The 16,169-nt window shown below is 45.0% G+C and carries 14 protein-coding genes; 9 read left to right on the top strand and 5 right to left on the bottom strand.

What is annotated here, in order from left to right; all coding sequences use genetic code 11:
• Positions 1 to 138: 138 nt before the first annotated feature.
• Together LDO37_RS19835 and LDO37_RS19830 are read right to left on the bottom strand one after the other, a co-directional pair.
• Complete coding sequence (locus LDO37_RS19835; protein WP_185829865.1) at positions 139 to 2,964, bottom strand: M16 family metallopeptidase; 2,826 nt, start codon at positions 2,962 to 2,964, stop codon at positions 139 to 141.
• 165 nt (positions 2,965 to 3,129) lie between these two features.
• The gene (locus LDO37_RS19830; RefSeq protein WP_126608649.1) at positions 3,130 to 3,318 is read right to left on the bottom strand and encodes a DUF1289 domain-containing protein; all 189 of its coding nucleotides are present in this window, start codon (positions 3,316 to 3,318) and stop codon (positions 3,130 to 3,132) included.
• A gap of 413 nt (positions 3,319 to 3,731) precedes the next feature.
• Here LDO37_RS19830 and LDO37_RS19825 point away from each other — a divergent pair, with 413 nt between their 5' ends.
• Together LDO37_RS19825 and LDO37_RS19820 are read left to right on the top strand one after the other, a co-directional pair.
• Positions 3,732 to 4,664 carry a delta-60 repeat domain-containing protein gene (locus LDO37_RS19825; RefSeq protein WP_126608641.1) on the top strand — a complete coding sequence of 311 codons (933 nt, stop codon included), beginning with the start codon at positions 3,732 to 3,734 and terminating at the stop codon, positions 4,662 to 4,664.
• 59 nt (positions 4,665 to 4,723) lie between these two features.
• Complete coding sequence (locus tag LDO37_RS19820; RefSeq protein ID WP_126608642.1) at positions 4,724 to 5,668, top strand: hypothetical protein; 945 nt, start codon at positions 4,724 to 4,726, stop codon at positions 5,666 to 5,668.
• A 141-nt stretch (positions 5,669 to 5,809) separates the two neighbouring features.
• Here LDO37_RS19820 and LDO37_RS19815 read toward each other — a convergent pair whose 3' ends face one another.
• A complete protein-coding gene (locus LDO37_RS19815; RefSeq protein ID WP_126608643.1) occupies positions 5,810 to 6,415 on the bottom strand; it encodes a histidine phosphatase family protein in 606 nt (201 codons plus the stop codon).
• A gap of 298 nt (positions 6,416 to 6,713) precedes the next feature.
• On the opposite strand from LDO37_RS19815, the gene LDO37_RS19810 reads away from it, so the two are divergent.
• From LDO37_RS19810 to LDO37_RS19785, 6 genes are all read left to right on the top strand, one after another.
• A complete protein-coding gene (locus tag LDO37_RS19810) occupies positions 6,714 to 7,508 on the top strand; it encodes a DeoR/GlpR family DNA-binding transcription regulator (protein WP_126608644.1) in 795 nt (264 codons plus the stop codon).
• Positions 7,505 to 8,560 (top strand): ABC transporter ATP-binding protein, encoded by a 1,056-nt coding sequence (locus LDO37_RS19805; RefSeq protein ID WP_126608645.1) that lies wholly within the window; start codon positions 7,505 to 7,507, stop codon positions 8,558 to 8,560. The genes LDO37_RS19810 and LDO37_RS19805 overlap by 4 nt, the downstream gene beginning before the upstream one ends.
• A gap of 75 nt (positions 8,561 to 8,635) precedes the next feature.
• Positions 8,636 to 9,901: an ABC transporter substrate-binding protein gene (locus tag LDO37_RS19800; RefSeq protein WP_126608646.1), complete on the top strand. Its 1,266-nt coding sequence runs from the start codon at positions 8,636 to 8,638 to the stop codon at positions 9,899 to 9,901.
• Positions 9,902 to 10,076: 175 nt separating this feature from the next.
• Positions 10,077 to 10,991: a carbohydrate ABC transporter permease gene (locus LDO37_RS19795; RefSeq protein WP_224055770.1), complete on the top strand. Its 915-nt coding sequence runs from the start codon at positions 10,077 to 10,079 to the stop codon at positions 10,989 to 10,991.
• Positions 10,988 to 11,839: a carbohydrate ABC transporter permease gene (locus LDO37_RS19790; protein ID WP_126608647.1), complete on the top strand. Its 852-nt coding sequence runs from the start codon at positions 10,988 to 10,990 to the stop codon at positions 11,837 to 11,839. Before LDO37_RS19795 ends, LDO37_RS19790 begins: the two co-directional genes overlap by 4 nt.
• A gap of 13 nt (positions 11,840 to 11,852) precedes the next feature.
• Positions 11,853 to 12,650 (top strand): phosphodiesterase, encoded by a 798-nt coding sequence (locus tag LDO37_RS19785; RefSeq protein ID WP_126608648.1) that lies wholly within the window; start codon positions 11,853 to 11,855, stop codon positions 12,648 to 12,650.
• A gap of 52 nt (positions 12,651 to 12,702) precedes the next feature.
• On the opposite strand, the gene modA is transcribed toward LDO37_RS19785, so the two are convergent.
• Positions 12,703 to 13,509: a molybdate ABC transporter substrate-binding protein gene (modA, locus tag LDO37_RS19780; protein ID WP_224055769.1), complete on the bottom strand. Its 807-nt coding sequence runs from the start codon at positions 13,507 to 13,509 to the stop codon at positions 12,703 to 12,705.
• Positions 13,510 to 13,766: 257 nt separating this feature from the next.
• Positions 13,767 to 14,990 carry a M23 family metallopeptidase gene (locus LDO37_RS19775; protein ID WP_224055768.1) on the bottom strand — a complete coding sequence of 408 codons (1,224 nt, stop codon included), beginning with the start codon at positions 14,988 to 14,990 and terminating at the stop codon, positions 13,767 to 13,769.
• A 448-nt stretch (positions 14,991 to 15,438) separates the two neighbouring features.
• Between LDO37_RS19775 and LDO37_RS19770 the strand changes: the two genes are divergently transcribed.
• Positions 15,439 to 16,059 (top strand): dioxygenase family protein, encoded by a 621-nt coding sequence (locus tag LDO37_RS19770; RefSeq protein ID WP_126609993.1) that lies wholly within the window; start codon positions 15,439 to 15,441, stop codon positions 16,057 to 16,059.
• The last annotated feature ends 110 nt before the right edge of the window (positions 16,060 to 16,169 follow it).

Below are 16,169 nucleotides of genomic sequence, written 5' to 3'. Positions count from 1 at the left end.
GCAGAAACCGTATTCTATAAAATACAAACACATATGCAACAAGTGGATTTTATTGTGCTGGAATAATTATTCGTTCTCGTCGTCACAACGTTCCATCACACCACATAAACAAAAGGAGGCAATTGCCTCCTTGTCGTATTACGGTTTGGGTACCACGCGAATCGATAGATACTCATCTTCTGAGATTGATTGAGCGAGGCGTTGAATGTCTTCTACTGTGATCGATTTTAAGGCGTCTATGTAAAGCACTTCATTTTCCACTAACGCAGGTCGAGATTGAGCAACCGACGCTACATTGGACCAGTATCCGTTGTATTGTGGCTTTTGTGCCAACGTCTCAAGAATCGGTGCTTTTGCTCGTTCTAGCTCTTCTTGGCTAATGGGTGCTTTTTGGAGCGCTTGCCAAATTTGTTGGTATACGGCTTCTACTTTCTCAACATCTTTCAATGCGGTGCGGCTTTCGATATTGATATAGCCAAAGTCTTTTAACCAATTCGATTGTTCTAGGTAAACACTTGGGCTGTAAGCCACTCCCATTTTCTCACGTATGGTTTCGGTCACCTTGCTTTGAAGGATACTATGAAGAACACTGTGTCGAATGTTTCGCAAAGGATCTGAACCATCAGAGACCTTCCAATATGCCGAGACAATGGCATTTTCTGCATCGCCAGTATGGAAAAGTGTCACTGGCTCCGTTTTGAATGTAGGCAGAGATAGAGTGAATGGCTTGGCAGGCGCTTGCGCGTTTATGTCTAGCGCACCAAAGGTATTCGCTACATAGTGAACGGCCTGTTCCAAACTAATATCACCGACCAAAGAAATCTCGACTGGTCCCTTCTTAATGGCTTTGTCGAGCACAGATTTAGCGTCTTTGATGCTTAAACGACGAACTTGCTCAAGCGAGTGAACACTCCATCGGTTATCGCCACCATGGAGAATGGCAGAAGATTGTCTACCCAGTACGCTGTTTGGTTCGCTTTCGTAACTGGCAAGAAAATCAGCCCACTGGCGCACTGCTGACTCCCAGCCTTCTTTGCGATACCCATTATCGGTCAGTAATGCCGTGCTAAAACGCAGTTGATCGAATACATCTAATGAGTCCAGTGCAACTTCGCTAACAAAACTATTGTATTGAGCTTTAAGCGAAGCAGAAAGGGAGCTACCGCCAAACATCTCTTGGAGTTCATCCATGGTGTGCTTGTTTACTCCACTCAGTATAATTGCGGGTGCAAATACACTCCCCAAAGGCGCGTCATGTTCGTTAAACCCTAACAACCCCTGCCCAAAATTAATGGTGAGGTACACGGTGTTTATTTCTAAATCCGTAGGCTTCACATTCAGCATCACACCATTCTCAAATTGATAGCGCTTTATATCACCAAACTGAGTGGGTTTGAGTTCGGTAACCTTACCAGCGGGACCAAAGTCGGTATAGGCGAAAGCTTGGCTTTCTTGCTCTTTGTAAGGTTCCACCTTTTCTTTTTGCATCGCTTGGTATGCGTCTAGCATTTGCTTATTGATGTTAGAAGGAGCACTTCGATCGTCTAAATATAAACGTGCTGCGCTGTCTGACCAATGGGTTTGGAATGCGCGGTTAACGGACTCGACCGTGAGTTGCGATTTCATCTCTACAAACAATTGGCGTACCGTCCGTTCAGACACCAAAGGTTCACCAGAGTCCAAAGCGTTCACCACGCGGTTAGACAGAGTGGTGTTATGGGTGCTGAAACGCTGCTCCTCTTGATTCTCAAGCGAACCCTCATACGACTCGATCTGACGTTGAATCTCTCGTTCACTGAACCCAAATGTTGTGGCTTGCTTTAGGGTATGATTCAAGGTTTGAAGCCCGTGTTTCCACCCCCCTTCATCGGTGATCACTGAAAGGTTGCGAATGCGGACGACACCTGATTGTCCTTCCAATGACGCACCAGGGTATCGAAGTTTGCCATCTGCATCGTTTCGCTCCACCGTCTTTTTAAGGCGGTGATTGAAGGCTCTCAAAGCGATGATTTCATTCAGGTATGCAAGATGCTGTTTTTTCCCATATGGCGCATTGTCTCTTGGGGAGATGAAGTTGAGCCCAATAACGATATAGCGATTTTTTGGGTCAATATTGGCGTACGCTTCCGTTTTTTTAGGTAAGGAATAGGTAATGGTTGGATCCACAATCGCTTGCCCTGACGATTTTGGTTGCCAGCTTGCAAAGTGCTCTTGGACTTTTTTCATCATTTGATGTTGGTGGATTGCACCAGATACAACCAATGTGGTGTGTTCAGGGCGGTAGTAGCGTTCGTAGAATGACTTCAGCGCATCCCGATTTATCTTGTTTATGGAAGATTCAGTGCCGATGGGCAGTCGCTCATAAACATTTGAATCACCCAATAGATACTGAATACGATCTATGTAGCGCTGCTGTTCTCGAGTCCCTCTAACTCGACGCTCCGCTTGGATAACGCCTCGTTCACGTTCAATAGCGCTTGGTGATAGTGTTAACTCAGACGCCGTTTCGCGAAGTAAGAACAGTGCCGTTTCGATGGCTTCTGGCGTGGCTTTAGGTAAATCCAGCTCGTATGTGGTGTACCCCAAATCTGTCGAAGCATTGGTGTCGGCACCAAACGCAAGGCCGTGCTTTTCCAACATGGGGATCATTGCCCCTTCTTCTACATGAGTAGATCCGTTAAACGCCATGTGTTCTAAAAAATGCGCTAGCCCTGAATAGGGTTGAGGATCTTGTTGAGAGCCTGCATCAATGTACATCTGTATCGACATACTTTGTTTTGGCAAATCGTTGTCGATCATGATGACTCGCATGCCATTATCAAGCTGAGATAATTGAACTGTTTCGTCCGTAGGAATGTCGGTAGGGGTATACCACAAAGCATCATTTTGTTGCGAGGAATGCGCAAAAAACGAACATGTTGCGAGTAGCAGCAAAGCGAAAGGCTTACTAGTTTGTGTAAACATAAATGTCATTTTCTAAGTATCTTTTATTGATTATAAGAATAGGTCGACTGTGAAAATATCGATTGGTTCAATAGAAGTCGAGAGATTTATCCAGACATGAGCAACTATGAATAGAAATGAAAACTTGTGAACAAAACAGCGCTTTTGTTTAGTTTAATGGAGAGCTTATTTATTTGATTCGGCATTCAATTTCGACATCCTTTTTTGCAGCTCCTTCTGAAGAAGGTTGGCGGCATAAGGCTTCATTGATTTCCACTTTTGGCATTCTTCTCGCGTTCTGCCGCATCCCAAACACCAGCCCTTGACGCCCGAGAAATCGCACATATCAATACAAGGGCTTTTTCTCTTTTTCATTTCTTCAACCTGACCATCATCCGTTGGTGTTCTAACGCTTTCCATGCCCTAAAGCTCTGAAGCTCTGAAGCTCTGAAGCTCTAAAGCCCTAAAACAGCTTGGGTATAAATTCACCTAACAACTTTGAAACAATATAACATAACAATTAAAAGTATCAATAACGAGAGCGATCGCTTTAACAAAGGGCTAGAGAAATAAACACAGAGCCAATGGTATTACGTTCAACTTTATCTCTGCCCATCCTTTTAGGCTGTTCTTCTATTAAAATATTGCCTAAATAAGCATCTGAACACTTATAAATGTACCAATCCTACCTATATTTCACCGCCGAGAATTTTGAAAAGATTGTGCTTTGAAATGCAAATGGACAAGTTGCTCTATCGCAGCTTGATAACAAGGAAACGAGGTATTTTATGTCTTTCCCACGTAAGCGTATTTACAAAGCTGTTGTTCAAAATGGTTTTGCCATTCTTGGCTCTGGGATGCTTTGCTCTCAAGCACTCGCTGCGGTAGCACCAAGCCCTTTAACGATTGATTCTACGTTTGGAGGAGGAAATGGGCGGGTTGTCGCTAACTATTCTGACTTTTCTGGTACGGGTTCCAGTACGTATTTTAATGATGTCGAAAATACACCGGATGGAAAAATTGTCGCAGTTGGTCACACCTCCAAATCCGCGAATGAATTTGCGTCCTTAGTGGTTAAATACAACCTAGATGGCACATTGGATACCAGTTTCGATGATGATGGAAAATTGGTGCTCTCGCTTTCAGATGACGATAAAGTGTTTGCAGCTGCCACGCAGGCTGATGGAAAAATCCTTGTTGCAGTACAAACAAAAAATGGCACATCGCCTTCGAAAGGGACCATTATTCGCCTCAATCAAGATGGTAGCCTAGACACCGACTTTGCAACAAATGGTCGATACACGATAAACCCTTTTAACTCTGTGCCGAATGCCAGTGTTATCCCAAAAGACATCGCGATAAGCACTGATGGGAAAATCATCATCCTTTATCACGAACTGTTTGATACGACTTCTTTTGTGAATAAGCATCATTCAAATATGGTTAGGCTCAACATGAATGGCTCCAGAGACACGTCGTTTGCTGGGGGTAGGATATTTGCTGTTCATTACGGTCAAATCAATGAACACTCCATAGAGTTGAACACTATTTCTCTCGATGACCAGGATAACATCTACCTCACGGGTCGTATGGTAGGGGTTGGTACCAGTGCGGCACGTTATTCCTTACTTGTAGGGAAATATGACTCAGATGGAAATACAACTTCATTTTCACCGTCTACGACCGGTCACAAGAGTTTTGGTTCTCCCACGAAAATCTGACCGCTTCCGCGCCAACACTCGCTCCTACCTCAGCTCAGACTCTTAACACAAGTATTGTCATGAGTAATGGCGATGTTATCAGCGCAGGGTGTGACGACAGCGGTAATTCTCGAGTTCAGCGATTAGACAGTTCCGCCAGTATGGTTTCTTCATTTTCTGGTGGTGCGCAAAGCTTTAATATCATTTCATCCACCTCTGGAGGCGGGGAATGTTTTAACGACATGGCACACCTTTCCGGAGTGGGGCTTGTCCTTGCGGGCAATGATGACAGCCAACAAATGGTTGCTACTGTAAATGAAAATACGGGCTCAGTGATTCAGACCCACAAAGGCACATTAATCGATGCTTCAACGGGCAACAGTAATACTGCGGCACTGAACGCGATGGGGATCTTAAAAAGCGGTAAGGTGACCATTGCTGCCACCACAGGGCTCCCCATTACAAATACCACGCCATCCAATAACTCAATTGAAGGAGGGCTCATCACTTACGTAGGCCAAGCATTGTCTGCGCCAGCGAATACTCTTACGGCTTTGAGCTTTAACAATGCATCATCGGTAGAGGCATCAAGTACTGTAAAATCCAATACGAATACCGTGACCATTTCCCCTTCTACGGCCACCATGAAAGCTACTGTGTTTAATGGCTCTTATGAATTCGACAACAGTGCGAATATGGGCAATGTGCAGTTTACCTTAAGCGATGGCAACAACATTCGCTTAACCCACCAGTCATCGAGTGAGGTAAACACAAACACAACCACAACGTTGGTCGTTAAAACTGGTGTAGGAAGCCACCGTAACAATAACGCTTGGAATATTAACGATGAAATTTACTCATTTACTTCCACCACGGGCAGTAGCTCCAGCCCACAAGATCCACCAGTGGACGATCAAAAAGGTGACAGCAATGATAGCGGTGGCGGTTTGTTCGGCGCGTCTTTCGGAATGGGATGGCTGTCTTTCGCATTAACCTTGGGGTGGCTGAGAAGAAGGGGCAACTAACTTTCTTTCATACGACCGAGATGGGTCGCTTTGAAGCCGAAGCTAAAGAAAACAAGCGAGTTTGATTTAACATGCTCGCTCTTTTCTTACTGTTATCGCATTAGAGCTCATGTCATTTTGTCACTCCTTTCCTCTGTTACCCTATGCGAAGGAACGAACAGGAAGACTATCGCCTACAGAGGCAATTAGCTTGATTTGTCCGGTTTCATGGTGAGGCAAAGTTCGGTGCTGACCTGGTGCCAGGTTGTTGAATACCGTACTTAAAATTTGGAGCGTATCTCCGTGCGACACCAGCAATATAACCGCGCCTTGATGAGATTCTTCCAATTCCAGTAGAAGGCTCCATGCTCGGTCGCAGACGCTTTGAGCGCTTTCAACATCGTTGTCGGTCTGTGTTGAAGACTCTCCATCTTTTGCCCATACCTTTTCGTAGGTGTCTGAGCTTTTACCTTCCCACGCACCAAAAAAGCGTTCCCGTAACCGAATATCGACTTTCGAACTCGCAATACCGAGTGTACTTTTTACCGTTTCAGCAGTTTCAACCGTGCGTTTAAAGTCGGAATACACCACCAGCGTAATAGGTGCGCCCGAATAGACGTTGGCAGAAGTGATGGCTTGCTGCTTACCAATTTGCGTTAAACCATACTGAACGCAACCGATGGCTGGGTCACTGACCACAATACCTGCAACATTGGCTTCACTTTCTCCGTGACGCATCAAAAGGTATGTATTTCTAAATTCGAGCATTCCTTTCCCTTTTGTAAATGATTAAATGCGGACTGAGTCTGTTGTCCACTCAAAAAACAAAGCCTAAATTACTCTTAAATAACAGCCAGTTAAACACATTAAACTGCTATTCCCTCTTAACCAAATGATCCTATTATTCGTGACGTTGTTGTGAACACCTGATGTCATTTCCTTTAACTTACCCATTATTGAGCGTTTGATCAATAAATGAACAATAAAATGCTCAAATACTCATTATTTGTTGGATAAATGTTAAATCTATCATTATATTCAAACGAAAGTGGAGATATGAACAAATATGAATCACGACCCAAAAATCACGAAGAAAACCGATATCCGGCGCGAACTCATCATTGAAATGACTCAGCAGGAAGGGAACGTTTCTGTTGAAACTTTGGTAGAGGTGTTGGGTGTATCTGCTCAAACCATTCGACGAGACATCAACCACCTGTGTAACGACAATCGCCTCCGTAGGCGACATGGTGGCGTGGAGCGTTTTGAGCAACCTCTTAACACGCCTTACGATCAAAGAGCCATAACAAACCATAGCGAAAAGAGAGCAATTGCTATGGCAGCGGCAGACATGATCCCAAATGGTTCTACGCTTTTTATTTCCATCGGTTCTACGCCAGCTATGGTCGCCGAAGCACTGCACGATAAAACTGGCTTAACGGTAATGACCAATAACTTAAATGCGGCAATGGCACTGAGCAGCGAGTTAACCAATCGCGTGATTCTTCCGGGTGGGGAATTACGCCTCCCCGACCGAGACATTTTGGGTGACGACGTCCTTACGTTCTTCAATTCCTATCGAGCGGAGTTTGGCATTTTTGGGGTCGCTGGCGTATCGGAAGATGGGGGAATGTTGGATTTCCACGCATCCGAAGTGCGTGTAAGGGAAGCCATTCGAACGCATTGTAAAACGTCTATTTTGGTGATGGACAGTACCAAACTCAGCCGGATCGCTCCTGCTGTCGGTGGCAGTATTTTTGATGTCGACCAAATCATAATGAATCAACATCCAAATGAAGATGTGTCTGCAATCAGTGAGCGTGTGGGCGACCGTCTTAAGCTAGTGGGAGGCATGTCATGAGCGAACAACCTTTTGTTGAATTCGACAACATTGGCAAGCGATGGAACGGTCAACTTGGCGTTGAAGGTATCTCGTTCAAAATTCCGGAAGGATCTTTTGTCGCCCTTCTCGGTCCATCGGGCTGCGGTAAGTCCACCACATTGCGTTTGCTTGCGGGGTTAGAAACACCCGATATCGGTCACATCGTTATCGATTCACGGGACGTGACGGAACTCGCCCCTGCTTCTCGAAATTTGTCGATGGTTTTCCAATCTTATGCCCTGTTTCCTCATCTTTCTGTGGCAGAAAACGTCATGTTTGGGATGAAAGTGCGCAAAGTGCCCAAACAGGAGCGCGAAGAAAAGCTGAATAACGCGTTAGACATCACGGGGCTGATTGGGTACGAGCAAAGAAAGCCAGGGGAATTGTCTGGCGGACAACGCCAGCGAGTCGCGCTAGCCAGAGCGATAGTGGCAGGTCAGCCACTCTGTTTAATGGACGAGCCGCTGTCTAATTTGGATGCAAAGCTCAGAAACTCGGTTCGTAGAGACATTAAAAAGCTGCAACGAAAGCTGGGAATGACCGTGGTTTACGTTACGCACGACCAAACCGAAGCCATGAGCATGGCCGACATCATCATACTGATGAAAGACGGGCGAATCATGCAATCGGGTACCCCTCAAGAATTGTATAACGAACCCCAAAATACGTTTGCAGCAGAGTTTGTTGGTGCTCCGCCAATGGCTTTGATTTCTGCATCCGCATTAAAGGGCTTTGAACATGCCCACACAGTGGGGATACGGACGGAAAACATACGCATTTCCGACAGCGAGCAAGGTTCTGTGAGCAGTAATCATAACCACTTAACTTGTTCTGTCTCGGAGTGCGAATATCTTGGCGTTGAAACCCACATTAGTTTAAACCACCCAGAAGCCAAAGGGTTGGTGGTTAAGTTGGACGGGCATTCCTCGCTAAAAGAAGGAAGCACCGTGAATATCTCATTCGAAGATAGTGCGCTCCACCTATTTGATAGTAATGGGGACCGAATGTCCGACAAGGCATCGGCTCAGTAAATATCGGCCTCAGCTAAGTATGCTGAAGCTGTGTTAACGCTTGCTGTAAACAGCTAATAAACCAATGGTGAAACTATGAAGTTCTCTACAGTCCTGGGATGGGTTTTAACTGGCATGGTCGCTGGTACGAGTCAGTCAGTTTTAGCCGAAACTGAGTTAAACATGTACTACCCGATAGCGGTCGGGGGGCCGTTAACCAAAGTAGTGGATAAGATGGTAACGGATTTCGAAGCTGAAAATCCGGATATTAAAGTGAATGCGATCTACTCCGGTAACTACGATGACACGCGAGTGCGAGCACTTTCTGCCTTAAACTCGGGCGAACCTGCTCAATTAGCTGTAATGTTTTCAATCGATGTGTATGACTTACTTGATCAAGACTTGATCACGCCGTTTGACGACATTATGAACGACAAAGAAGATCAAGCATGGTTAAGAGACTTTTATCCAGCGCTGATGGAAAACGGCCAAGCTGAAGGACAAACATGGGGTATCCCATTTCAGCGTTCCACCATTGTGGCGTACTACAACAAAGACATGTTCCGCAAAGCTGGGTTGGATCCTGAAAAGCCACCAACATCATGGGAAGAGCTGGTCAAAATGGGGAAGGCTCTCACCAACGATGACACCTTTGGGCTGATGATTCCATCAACGGGTTATCCATACTGGATGTTCCAAGCCCTCGCGATTCAGAACGGTAAAAAGTTGATGTCCGACGACGGGTTAGAAACCTACTTCGATGATCCATCTGTTGTAGAAACGCTCAAGTTTTGGAAATCGCTGTCTGAAGAACACAAAATCATGCCTGAGGGCACAGTGGAATGGGGCACGTTACGTCAGGCATTCCTTGAAGGAAAAACAGCCATGATGTGGCACTCGACGGGCAACTTGTCTGCGGTGAAGAAATCAGCATCCTTTGATTTTGGTGTGGCCATGCTGCCGGGGAATGAACGTTTAGGCTCTCCTACTGGGGGCGGTAATTTCTACATCTTTAAAGACACAACGGATGAAGAAAAAGCGGCTTCTCTAAAACTGATCAAATTCATGACAGCCCCAGAACAAGCCGCGCATTGGTCTATCTCGACAGGCTATATGGGCGTATCAAAAAGTGCGTATGAAACGGAATCATTGAAAAAATACGCGGTTTCTTTCCCACCAGCTTTGGTTGCACGTAATCAATTAGAACATGCGGTTGCCGAGTTCTCGACGTATGAAACGGCTCGTGTTCGTGAAGGGTTAAACAATGCAATTCAATCTGCGCTTACGGGAACCAAAACACCAGAAGCGGCATTGGAGCAGGCACAAAAATCTGCCAACAGACTCCTGAAACAATATCGCTAGTAATCGCGATCGCTACAGAAACTCTCGTAAATGGTTGAATACTCAAACAACCTCAAGATGCGCGTTTGGGTATAAGCACCAGCAATGTGTTGGCTGGTGCTTACTCCGCATCACTATAACTGAGTGTCGCTCCGCTAGGCATACAAGAAGTACGGCCTAAACGAGCACATTCGTAATGAACTATGCAGATCACTCTATGAATCAATACACCGCAATGGAAAAACGTAGGCAGCACCTTTATGGGTGGTTTTTGCTGACGCCTGCCGCCATTTTGCTATCGCTGTTTGCTTTTTATCCTTCTATAGCGACATTTTGGTCCAGCTTGTTTTCCAAAGGAACCCGTCGAAAGCCGTCTGAGTTTTCTGGCTTAGAAAACTATGTCGATCTGTTTAACGACCCAACGTTTTGGATTGTGGTAAAGAACAACCTCTTTTACGCAGGTGTGACCATTCCTGCGTCCATCATCATCGCTTTGATAATGGCGCTATGGGCAAATTCAAAAATGTCGGCAACGGGCTTTATTCGGACGGCTTATTTCACGCCAACCGTTTTGCCAATGATTGCTGCAGCGAACTTATGGCTATTCTTTTACACACCACACTTGGGGATTTTGGACCAAATTGGAGCGTGGTTTGGTTTTGATTCAGTAAACTGGTTAGGTCGCCCAGACACCGCACTTTGGGCGGTCGTTATTGTGACGATTTGGAAAGAAGCCGGATTTTTCATGATTTTCTATCTAGCAGCGCTTCAAACCATTCCGACGGATTATAAAGAAGCTGCCGACATAGAGGGCACCAGCCGCTGGACATACACCAGGCGTATTGTGTTACCTCTTCTCATGCCAACGACGCTGTTCATTGTGGTGAATGCCATGATCAACTCCGTCAAGCTCATTGATCATCTGTTTATTCTCACCAAAGGGGGGCCGTCTGACGCCTCTAAGTTGATTCTGTACTACATCTGGGAAATGGCGTTTGCCTTCTTCGATGCACCTCACGCGGCGGCACTGACCGTTATGGTGTTGATTGTTTTGGGTATCGCGGCTGCGGTGCAATTTCTGTATCTCGATAGAAGGACACACTATCAATGAGCACGCATTCTCCAGCATTCGTCCCTAAACGCCTTTTTACAGACAAAATAGCGGATTATCTCGACTCATTTGGTGCGATTCTTCTGGCCATTGTATGGATATCGCCTTTGTTGTTCGCTTTTTTTGCGGCATTTCATACCACGTCCGATGCCGTAAATTTCAACCTGTTTTCAAGTTGGACACTGGAAAATTTCCGGTTCGCTTGGGAAGGCGCACCTTGGATACAGTACTTCATCAATACCTTTTGTCTGGTGACCATAGTATTGATTGGGCAATTTATCATTACCACCTTGGCGGGGTTTGCATTTGCGCAAATCTCTTTTCCGGGCAAAGATTTTGTTTTTATTTTGGTTTTGCTTCAATTGTTTATTCTTCCTGAAGTCTTGATTGTCGAAAACTACGCCATTACATCGAAACTCGGGTTGTTTGATACGATCTTGGGCGTCGGTATGCCTTATATGGCCAGTGCATTCGGTATATTTTTGATGCGCCAGTCGTTCAAGTCTGTGCCAGTAGAATTGCATGAAGCCGCAAGTGTCGAGGGGTGCTCTACTTTTGGCATTCTGATGAAGGTTTACGTGCCTTTAGCCAAACCCACTTACTTGGCATACGCACTCGTATCGGTTTCGACGCATTGGAACAATTTCTTGTGGCCACTTATCGTCACCAATTCCGATGATACTCGACCTCTAACGGTTGGGTTATCGATATTCGGTGCACCTGAAAATGGGGTGGATATTTCGGTTATCTCAGCGGCGACCATGATGTCTATTGCGCCGTTACTTGTCGCATTCTTGATCTTCCAACGCCAGTTTGTTCAAGCATTCCTGCGTGCTGGGATTAAATAAAGGAATCACTCCTATGTCACGAATCCTCCAAATCACGGATGTACACCTTGCCGCTCGACCGAGCACGGTGTCCGATGTGCTGAATACCCATCAGATATTTGAGAACGCCGTAAAAAAGATTCAGAGCGACTTGCCTATGTTGGGCGAAATAGACGCCGTGATCGTCACAGGAGACATCTCCGACAAAGGCGATCTCAGCAGCTATGAAGTATTCAAATCCATCATTGACCAGTTGCAGCTTCCCTACTTTTTGATTCCGGGCAATCACGATAAGCGCGAACCCTTAAGGCAGTGTTTTCACCAACATCAGTACATGCCTCAATCGGATGAACTCAACTGGGTTCAGCCGTTGGACGATTTCATGATAATAGGGCTAGACAGTACGATCCCCAATAAGGGCGAGGGCGAATTAACGCAAGATACGCTCTCGTTTTTGAATGACGCGCTGAAAAGTCAGCCAGACAAACCCGCTCTGGTCGCCTTGCACCACCCGCCCTTTATGTCTGGTATTCCGTTCATGGACAACATTCGGCTTAACAACTCAGAAAGCTTTGCACGAGTAATTGAACAAGCAAGTCAGGACGTTCGTATTATCTGTGGTCATCTACACAACAGTATTGTCTGTGATATCGGAGGGGCGACGGTTATCTCCAGCCCCGCAATCGCAAGCACGTTTTTAACCGACTATAGAGAAAATGCGCAGGTGGGGTTCGTCAAATCCACGGGGGGATACATGGTGCATGATTGGGATAATGGGTTTCGCAGCTCATTCATTTCACTCGATCTAGAGAATGAAGTGCATCCGTTTTAATGGATGGCTCCGCCGTACATACACGCGGAGCCTTTAAATATCGTGATCATTTTTACTTGAAACCATGCTTCTTTAATATCCCTTGAGCGGCCTCACTTTTGAAGTACTCCGTAAGCACAGCGGCAGAATCGGTTTCGCTCACATTCACTAATGGGTAAGTGATGTTTGAATGCAAAGCACCGTCAAACTCATGGGAGATATTCACTTTTCCAGACGCAATCGCATCCGTTTTATACACAATGCCTAAAGGCGACTCGCCCACATCCACAAACGCTAACGTCGCTCTCACGTTTTTCATATGAGCCGTTCTTTTCTTTACGCTGTCCCATACGCCAAGGCTGGTGAGGGCTTCTTTCGCATAAATACCTGCTGGGACAGCATCGGGCTGCGCAATGGCCATTCTTTCATTTTTTAATAAGTGTGCCCACTCGTTAGCTTTTGTGACATCAAATTGAATATTTTTGTCGGTAGAAGAGATTAAAACGAGGGTGTTGCTGGCGAGATTGGCGATGTTTTCTTTCTTGATGTTGCCTTGTGATTCTAGGTAGTCCGCCCACTTGCTGTTGGCTGAAATATAAACGTCAGCGGGTGCGCCACTATGGATCTGTCTGGCCAAAGAAGATGAACTGCCAAAAACAGGGATGACATTGTAATTATGGCTTTTTTCAAATTTCTCTACGATTTCTTCAACGGCATTGGTCATGGAAGAAGCGGCATAGATCCGAATGTTTTCTTGCGCGTGAGCATTGCGCAGCGCTAAAGCGCTACTTAACACTAAAGCACTACTGAATGCTAATGTTGCTACCCGCCCAAAAACACTCGTCCCAAAAGCTTGCAACTTAAAAACTCGCTTTTTCACTTCTTATCCCTACTTAATTTATAACCAAATAACCTAACTCTATGAACCCACATACGTCGGATAACACTTTCCAAAACGAGATACTAACAGACCATTCACACAGTAGGGGTAAGGACTTGTAAATATTGCCTCACACTTCCGATACCATGCTTCTCAACTGGCTAAAATCTAATCGCTTTGGAGGTCTTTTTATTTCGAAAAAATGCCTATACCGAAGCCGACGGTATAGGCGCATCTTATTCTCAATTCAGAATTGATCAGTGATACAGGTTACGCCATGCGCATGTTCTGTATCCATTTTTCTCGAAATAGAAATTCCAGCAATTCGAATCGTAATTGCTGTTTCCTACATCGACGCGGTATCCACTGATATAAACGTCTTGTAGTGAAATAAACCGGCCATTTCGCAACAAGGACCAATGCAAGTGCGGCCCTGTTGATTGCCCCCCATCACAAAGTGCCGTGGATTTATTGTTCGCGTAACGCCCTAACCAATCGCCCGCGGAAATCCGATCGCCAGTGTTGTATTGCAAGTTATCCATATGGTAATAGCTAGTAGCGTAACCGCTAGAATGCGTTACCCTAATATTACAGCGAGAATAGCGCGTTACCGTTCCCCCATGAGATGCTTGAACCCAAGGTGTGTTGCTGCCCCATCCACCGCTGCCATTATTGAAATCTAATGAAGAATAAGGATAACCCGATCCTGTGTTGGAATGCGCACCACCACTTCGCCAAACTGAACCACTTGGCCAAGGGAATCTCAGAGTGAAGGTATTGTAGGCATTGCGTCGAGCAGAAAACTCGGGGTCGTCACTCTTTTGTTGCTGAGAACGAATTAAAGACTCGCCATAAAAGACCTGCGAGTACGCATCCAATAAACGATTCATATGATCTTTAGAGCGCAGTGCTTGAACGCCTTGACGAGATCGCTCCTGCTTGGAAAGGCGTATTTCGCCTAATGTACTTTGAAGCGCCAAGGTGGCGGGTGTGCTGTATTGAGGCAACGCCGTTCTTTTTCGGTTTAATGCTTCTTCAAAAGCATAAAAACGCTGGCTCAAACGCAAAGTGACGGCTTTTACTTGAGCATCGAAACCCACTTTATTGGTTAAACCCGGTAATGGATTTTCCAGCTTTTCTTCATCTGGTTGGCTCAAAAGCCCAGACTGCATTTCGATTAAACTAAGAATTAATTTAGGGCTGATACTGGCGTAGCCTGCCCAATGCATAATGACTTCTTTTTTCTCTGCTAGTAGCGGTGCATTTTGGGCAAAGAAATCATCCCAATCGATTTCATTCAATTCTGGACTAAATACAAAAGCCTGATCATCAATAAGCTGTAGGCTTGAAACGTCCAGTTTTTGTATTTGGAACGGCGTTACCGCAAAGGCTTCCTCTGGGTGAACTTGCGCTTGTGCTCCAAATACAATCGCCGCGAACAATGTTGCAGCTTGGCTAGTTTTCTTAAGGTTTATTTTCATTTGTTCCCTGCTATTTTCATTGGTTGTTAAAAAAGACATAAGCTAGTGAGTGCTTATTCATGGTTCAACTTTGAAATAGTGTTTCAGTGCAACAAGACAAATAATGCGACAAATCCTACATATGCAACTCAACAACAGGAAGCAATCTCTTAAATCTCTATTTTTTAATAAAGCTCCTTGCGAAACATATCATTTTGTCAAAATTTTTAAGTTATCGACTCCTTTTTATTTATTTAGAAAAGTCTCAATAATTCAATTGGATATTCGTTATTTAGAATAGCAGCATTACATAATATTCGTTTCTTCAATCTTTTTTACTGAACTATTTTCACATCTTCAATGTCAGATTTCTGTAATGGTACACGTGATGTCTTGTGTTTGATCTCAACTACACTTCTTGTTGTAACCGATATAAGTTTTGGTATTGAAGTAAGGAAAATGCCCTATTATGAAATCTGTAAGCCGAAGAGGCATAGTTAAAGGGCTCGTAGCGTTAGCTGCGCTGCCTATGTATTCACGAAGTGCTGTATCTGCAATGTTTACCCCCAGTGCCACTGAGGGACCGTTTTACCCACGATCATCCATGCGATTCCCGGACATCGACAACGACTTGGTCAAAGTGTCGAACGCAGTAAAAGAAGCTGGCGGTGAGATCATTCATCTGAGTGGAAGAATATTGTCGAAAGATGGGCAGCCACTGGCGGGGCACAGAATCGAAATATGGCAATGTGATGTAAATGGCAAGTACTTACATACCGGTGATGATAGAGATGTAAAGTACGACACAGGATTTCAAGGATTTGGGCACGACATTACCGATGCCGACGGGAATTACCATTTCCGAACCATAAAACCCACGGTATACCCGGGAAGAACACCCCATATTCATGTAAAAGTATTCGATCAGAAACGCGAGTTACTGACAACACAATTCTATATTTCTGGTGATGATCGCAATAAGGCCGATAGCATTTATCGCCGTATGTCGAAACAAGAAGCCGATAGCGTTTCTATGGTATTTAGCCAAAACAACGATAGAGTTGAAACTCGCGTTGATGTCGTAGTGTGATAGATGAGATACGGTTGTATACCCAAGCGACCTCAAGGTGCTTGGGTATATTAATTTATAGCGGTACGCCTTATTACAATTAACCCTATCCGGCACGTAACTCATAGAAA

Origin of the sequence: Vibrio penaeicida (assembly GCF_019977755.1) — a bacterium.
In the GTDB taxonomy this organism is placed as follows: domain Bacteria; phylum Pseudomonadota; class Gammaproteobacteria; order Enterobacterales; family Vibrionaceae; genus Vibrio; species Vibrio penaeicida.
Note: the sequence above shows the minus strand (reverse complement) of the source record. Positions and strands in the feature narration are given on the sequence as shown.

Bases quoted from the DNA above. Each gene is read 5' to 3' on its own strand.
- LDO37_RS19835 (WP_185829865.1), bottom strand. From the start codon at position 2,964: ATGTTTACACAAACTAGTAAGCCTTTCGCTTTGCTGCTACTCGCAACA.
- LDO37_RS19830 (WP_126608649.1), bottom strand. From the start codon at position 3,318: ATGAAAAAGAGAAAAAGCCCTTGTATTGATATGTGCGATTTCTCGGGC.
- LDO37_RS19825 (WP_126608641.1), top strand. From the start codon at position 3,732: ATGTCTTTCCCACGTAAGCGTATTTACAAAGCTGTTGTTCAAAATGGT.
- LDO37_RS19820 (WP_126608642.1), top strand. From the start codon at position 4,724: ATGAGTAATGGCGATGTTATCAGCGCAGGGTGTGACGACAGCGGTAAT.
- LDO37_RS19815 (WP_126608643.1), bottom strand. From the start codon at position 6,415: ATGCTCGAATTTAGAAATACATACCTTTTGATGCGTCACGGAGAAAGT.
- LDO37_RS19810 (WP_126608644.1), top strand. From the start codon at position 6,714: ATGAATCACGACCCAAAAATCACGAAGAAAACCGATATCCGGCGCGAA.
- LDO37_RS19805 (WP_126608645.1), top strand. From the start codon at position 7,505: ATGAGCGAACAACCTTTTGTTGAATTCGACAACATTGGCAAGCGATGG.
- LDO37_RS19800 (WP_126608646.1), top strand. From the start codon at position 8,636: ATGAAGTTCTCTACAGTCCTGGGATGGGTTTTAACTGGCATGGTCGCT.
- LDO37_RS19795 (WP_224055770.1), top strand. From the start codon at position 10,077: ATGAACTATGCAGATCACTCTATGAATCAATACACCGCAATGGAAAAA.
- LDO37_RS19790 (WP_126608647.1), top strand. From the start codon at position 10,988: ATGAGCACGCATTCTCCAGCATTCGTCCCTAAACGCCTTTTTACAGAC.
- LDO37_RS19785 (WP_126608648.1), top strand. From the start codon at position 11,853: ATGTCACGAATCCTCCAAATCACGGATGTACACCTTGCCGCTCGACCG.
- LDO37_RS19775 (WP_224055768.1), bottom strand. From the start codon at position 14,990: ATGAAAATAAACCTTAAGAAAACTAGCCAAGCTGCAACATTGTTCGCG.
- LDO37_RS19770 (WP_126609993.1), top strand. From the start codon at position 15,439: ATGAAATCTGTAAGCCGAAGAGGCATAGTTAAAGGGCTCGTAGCGTTA.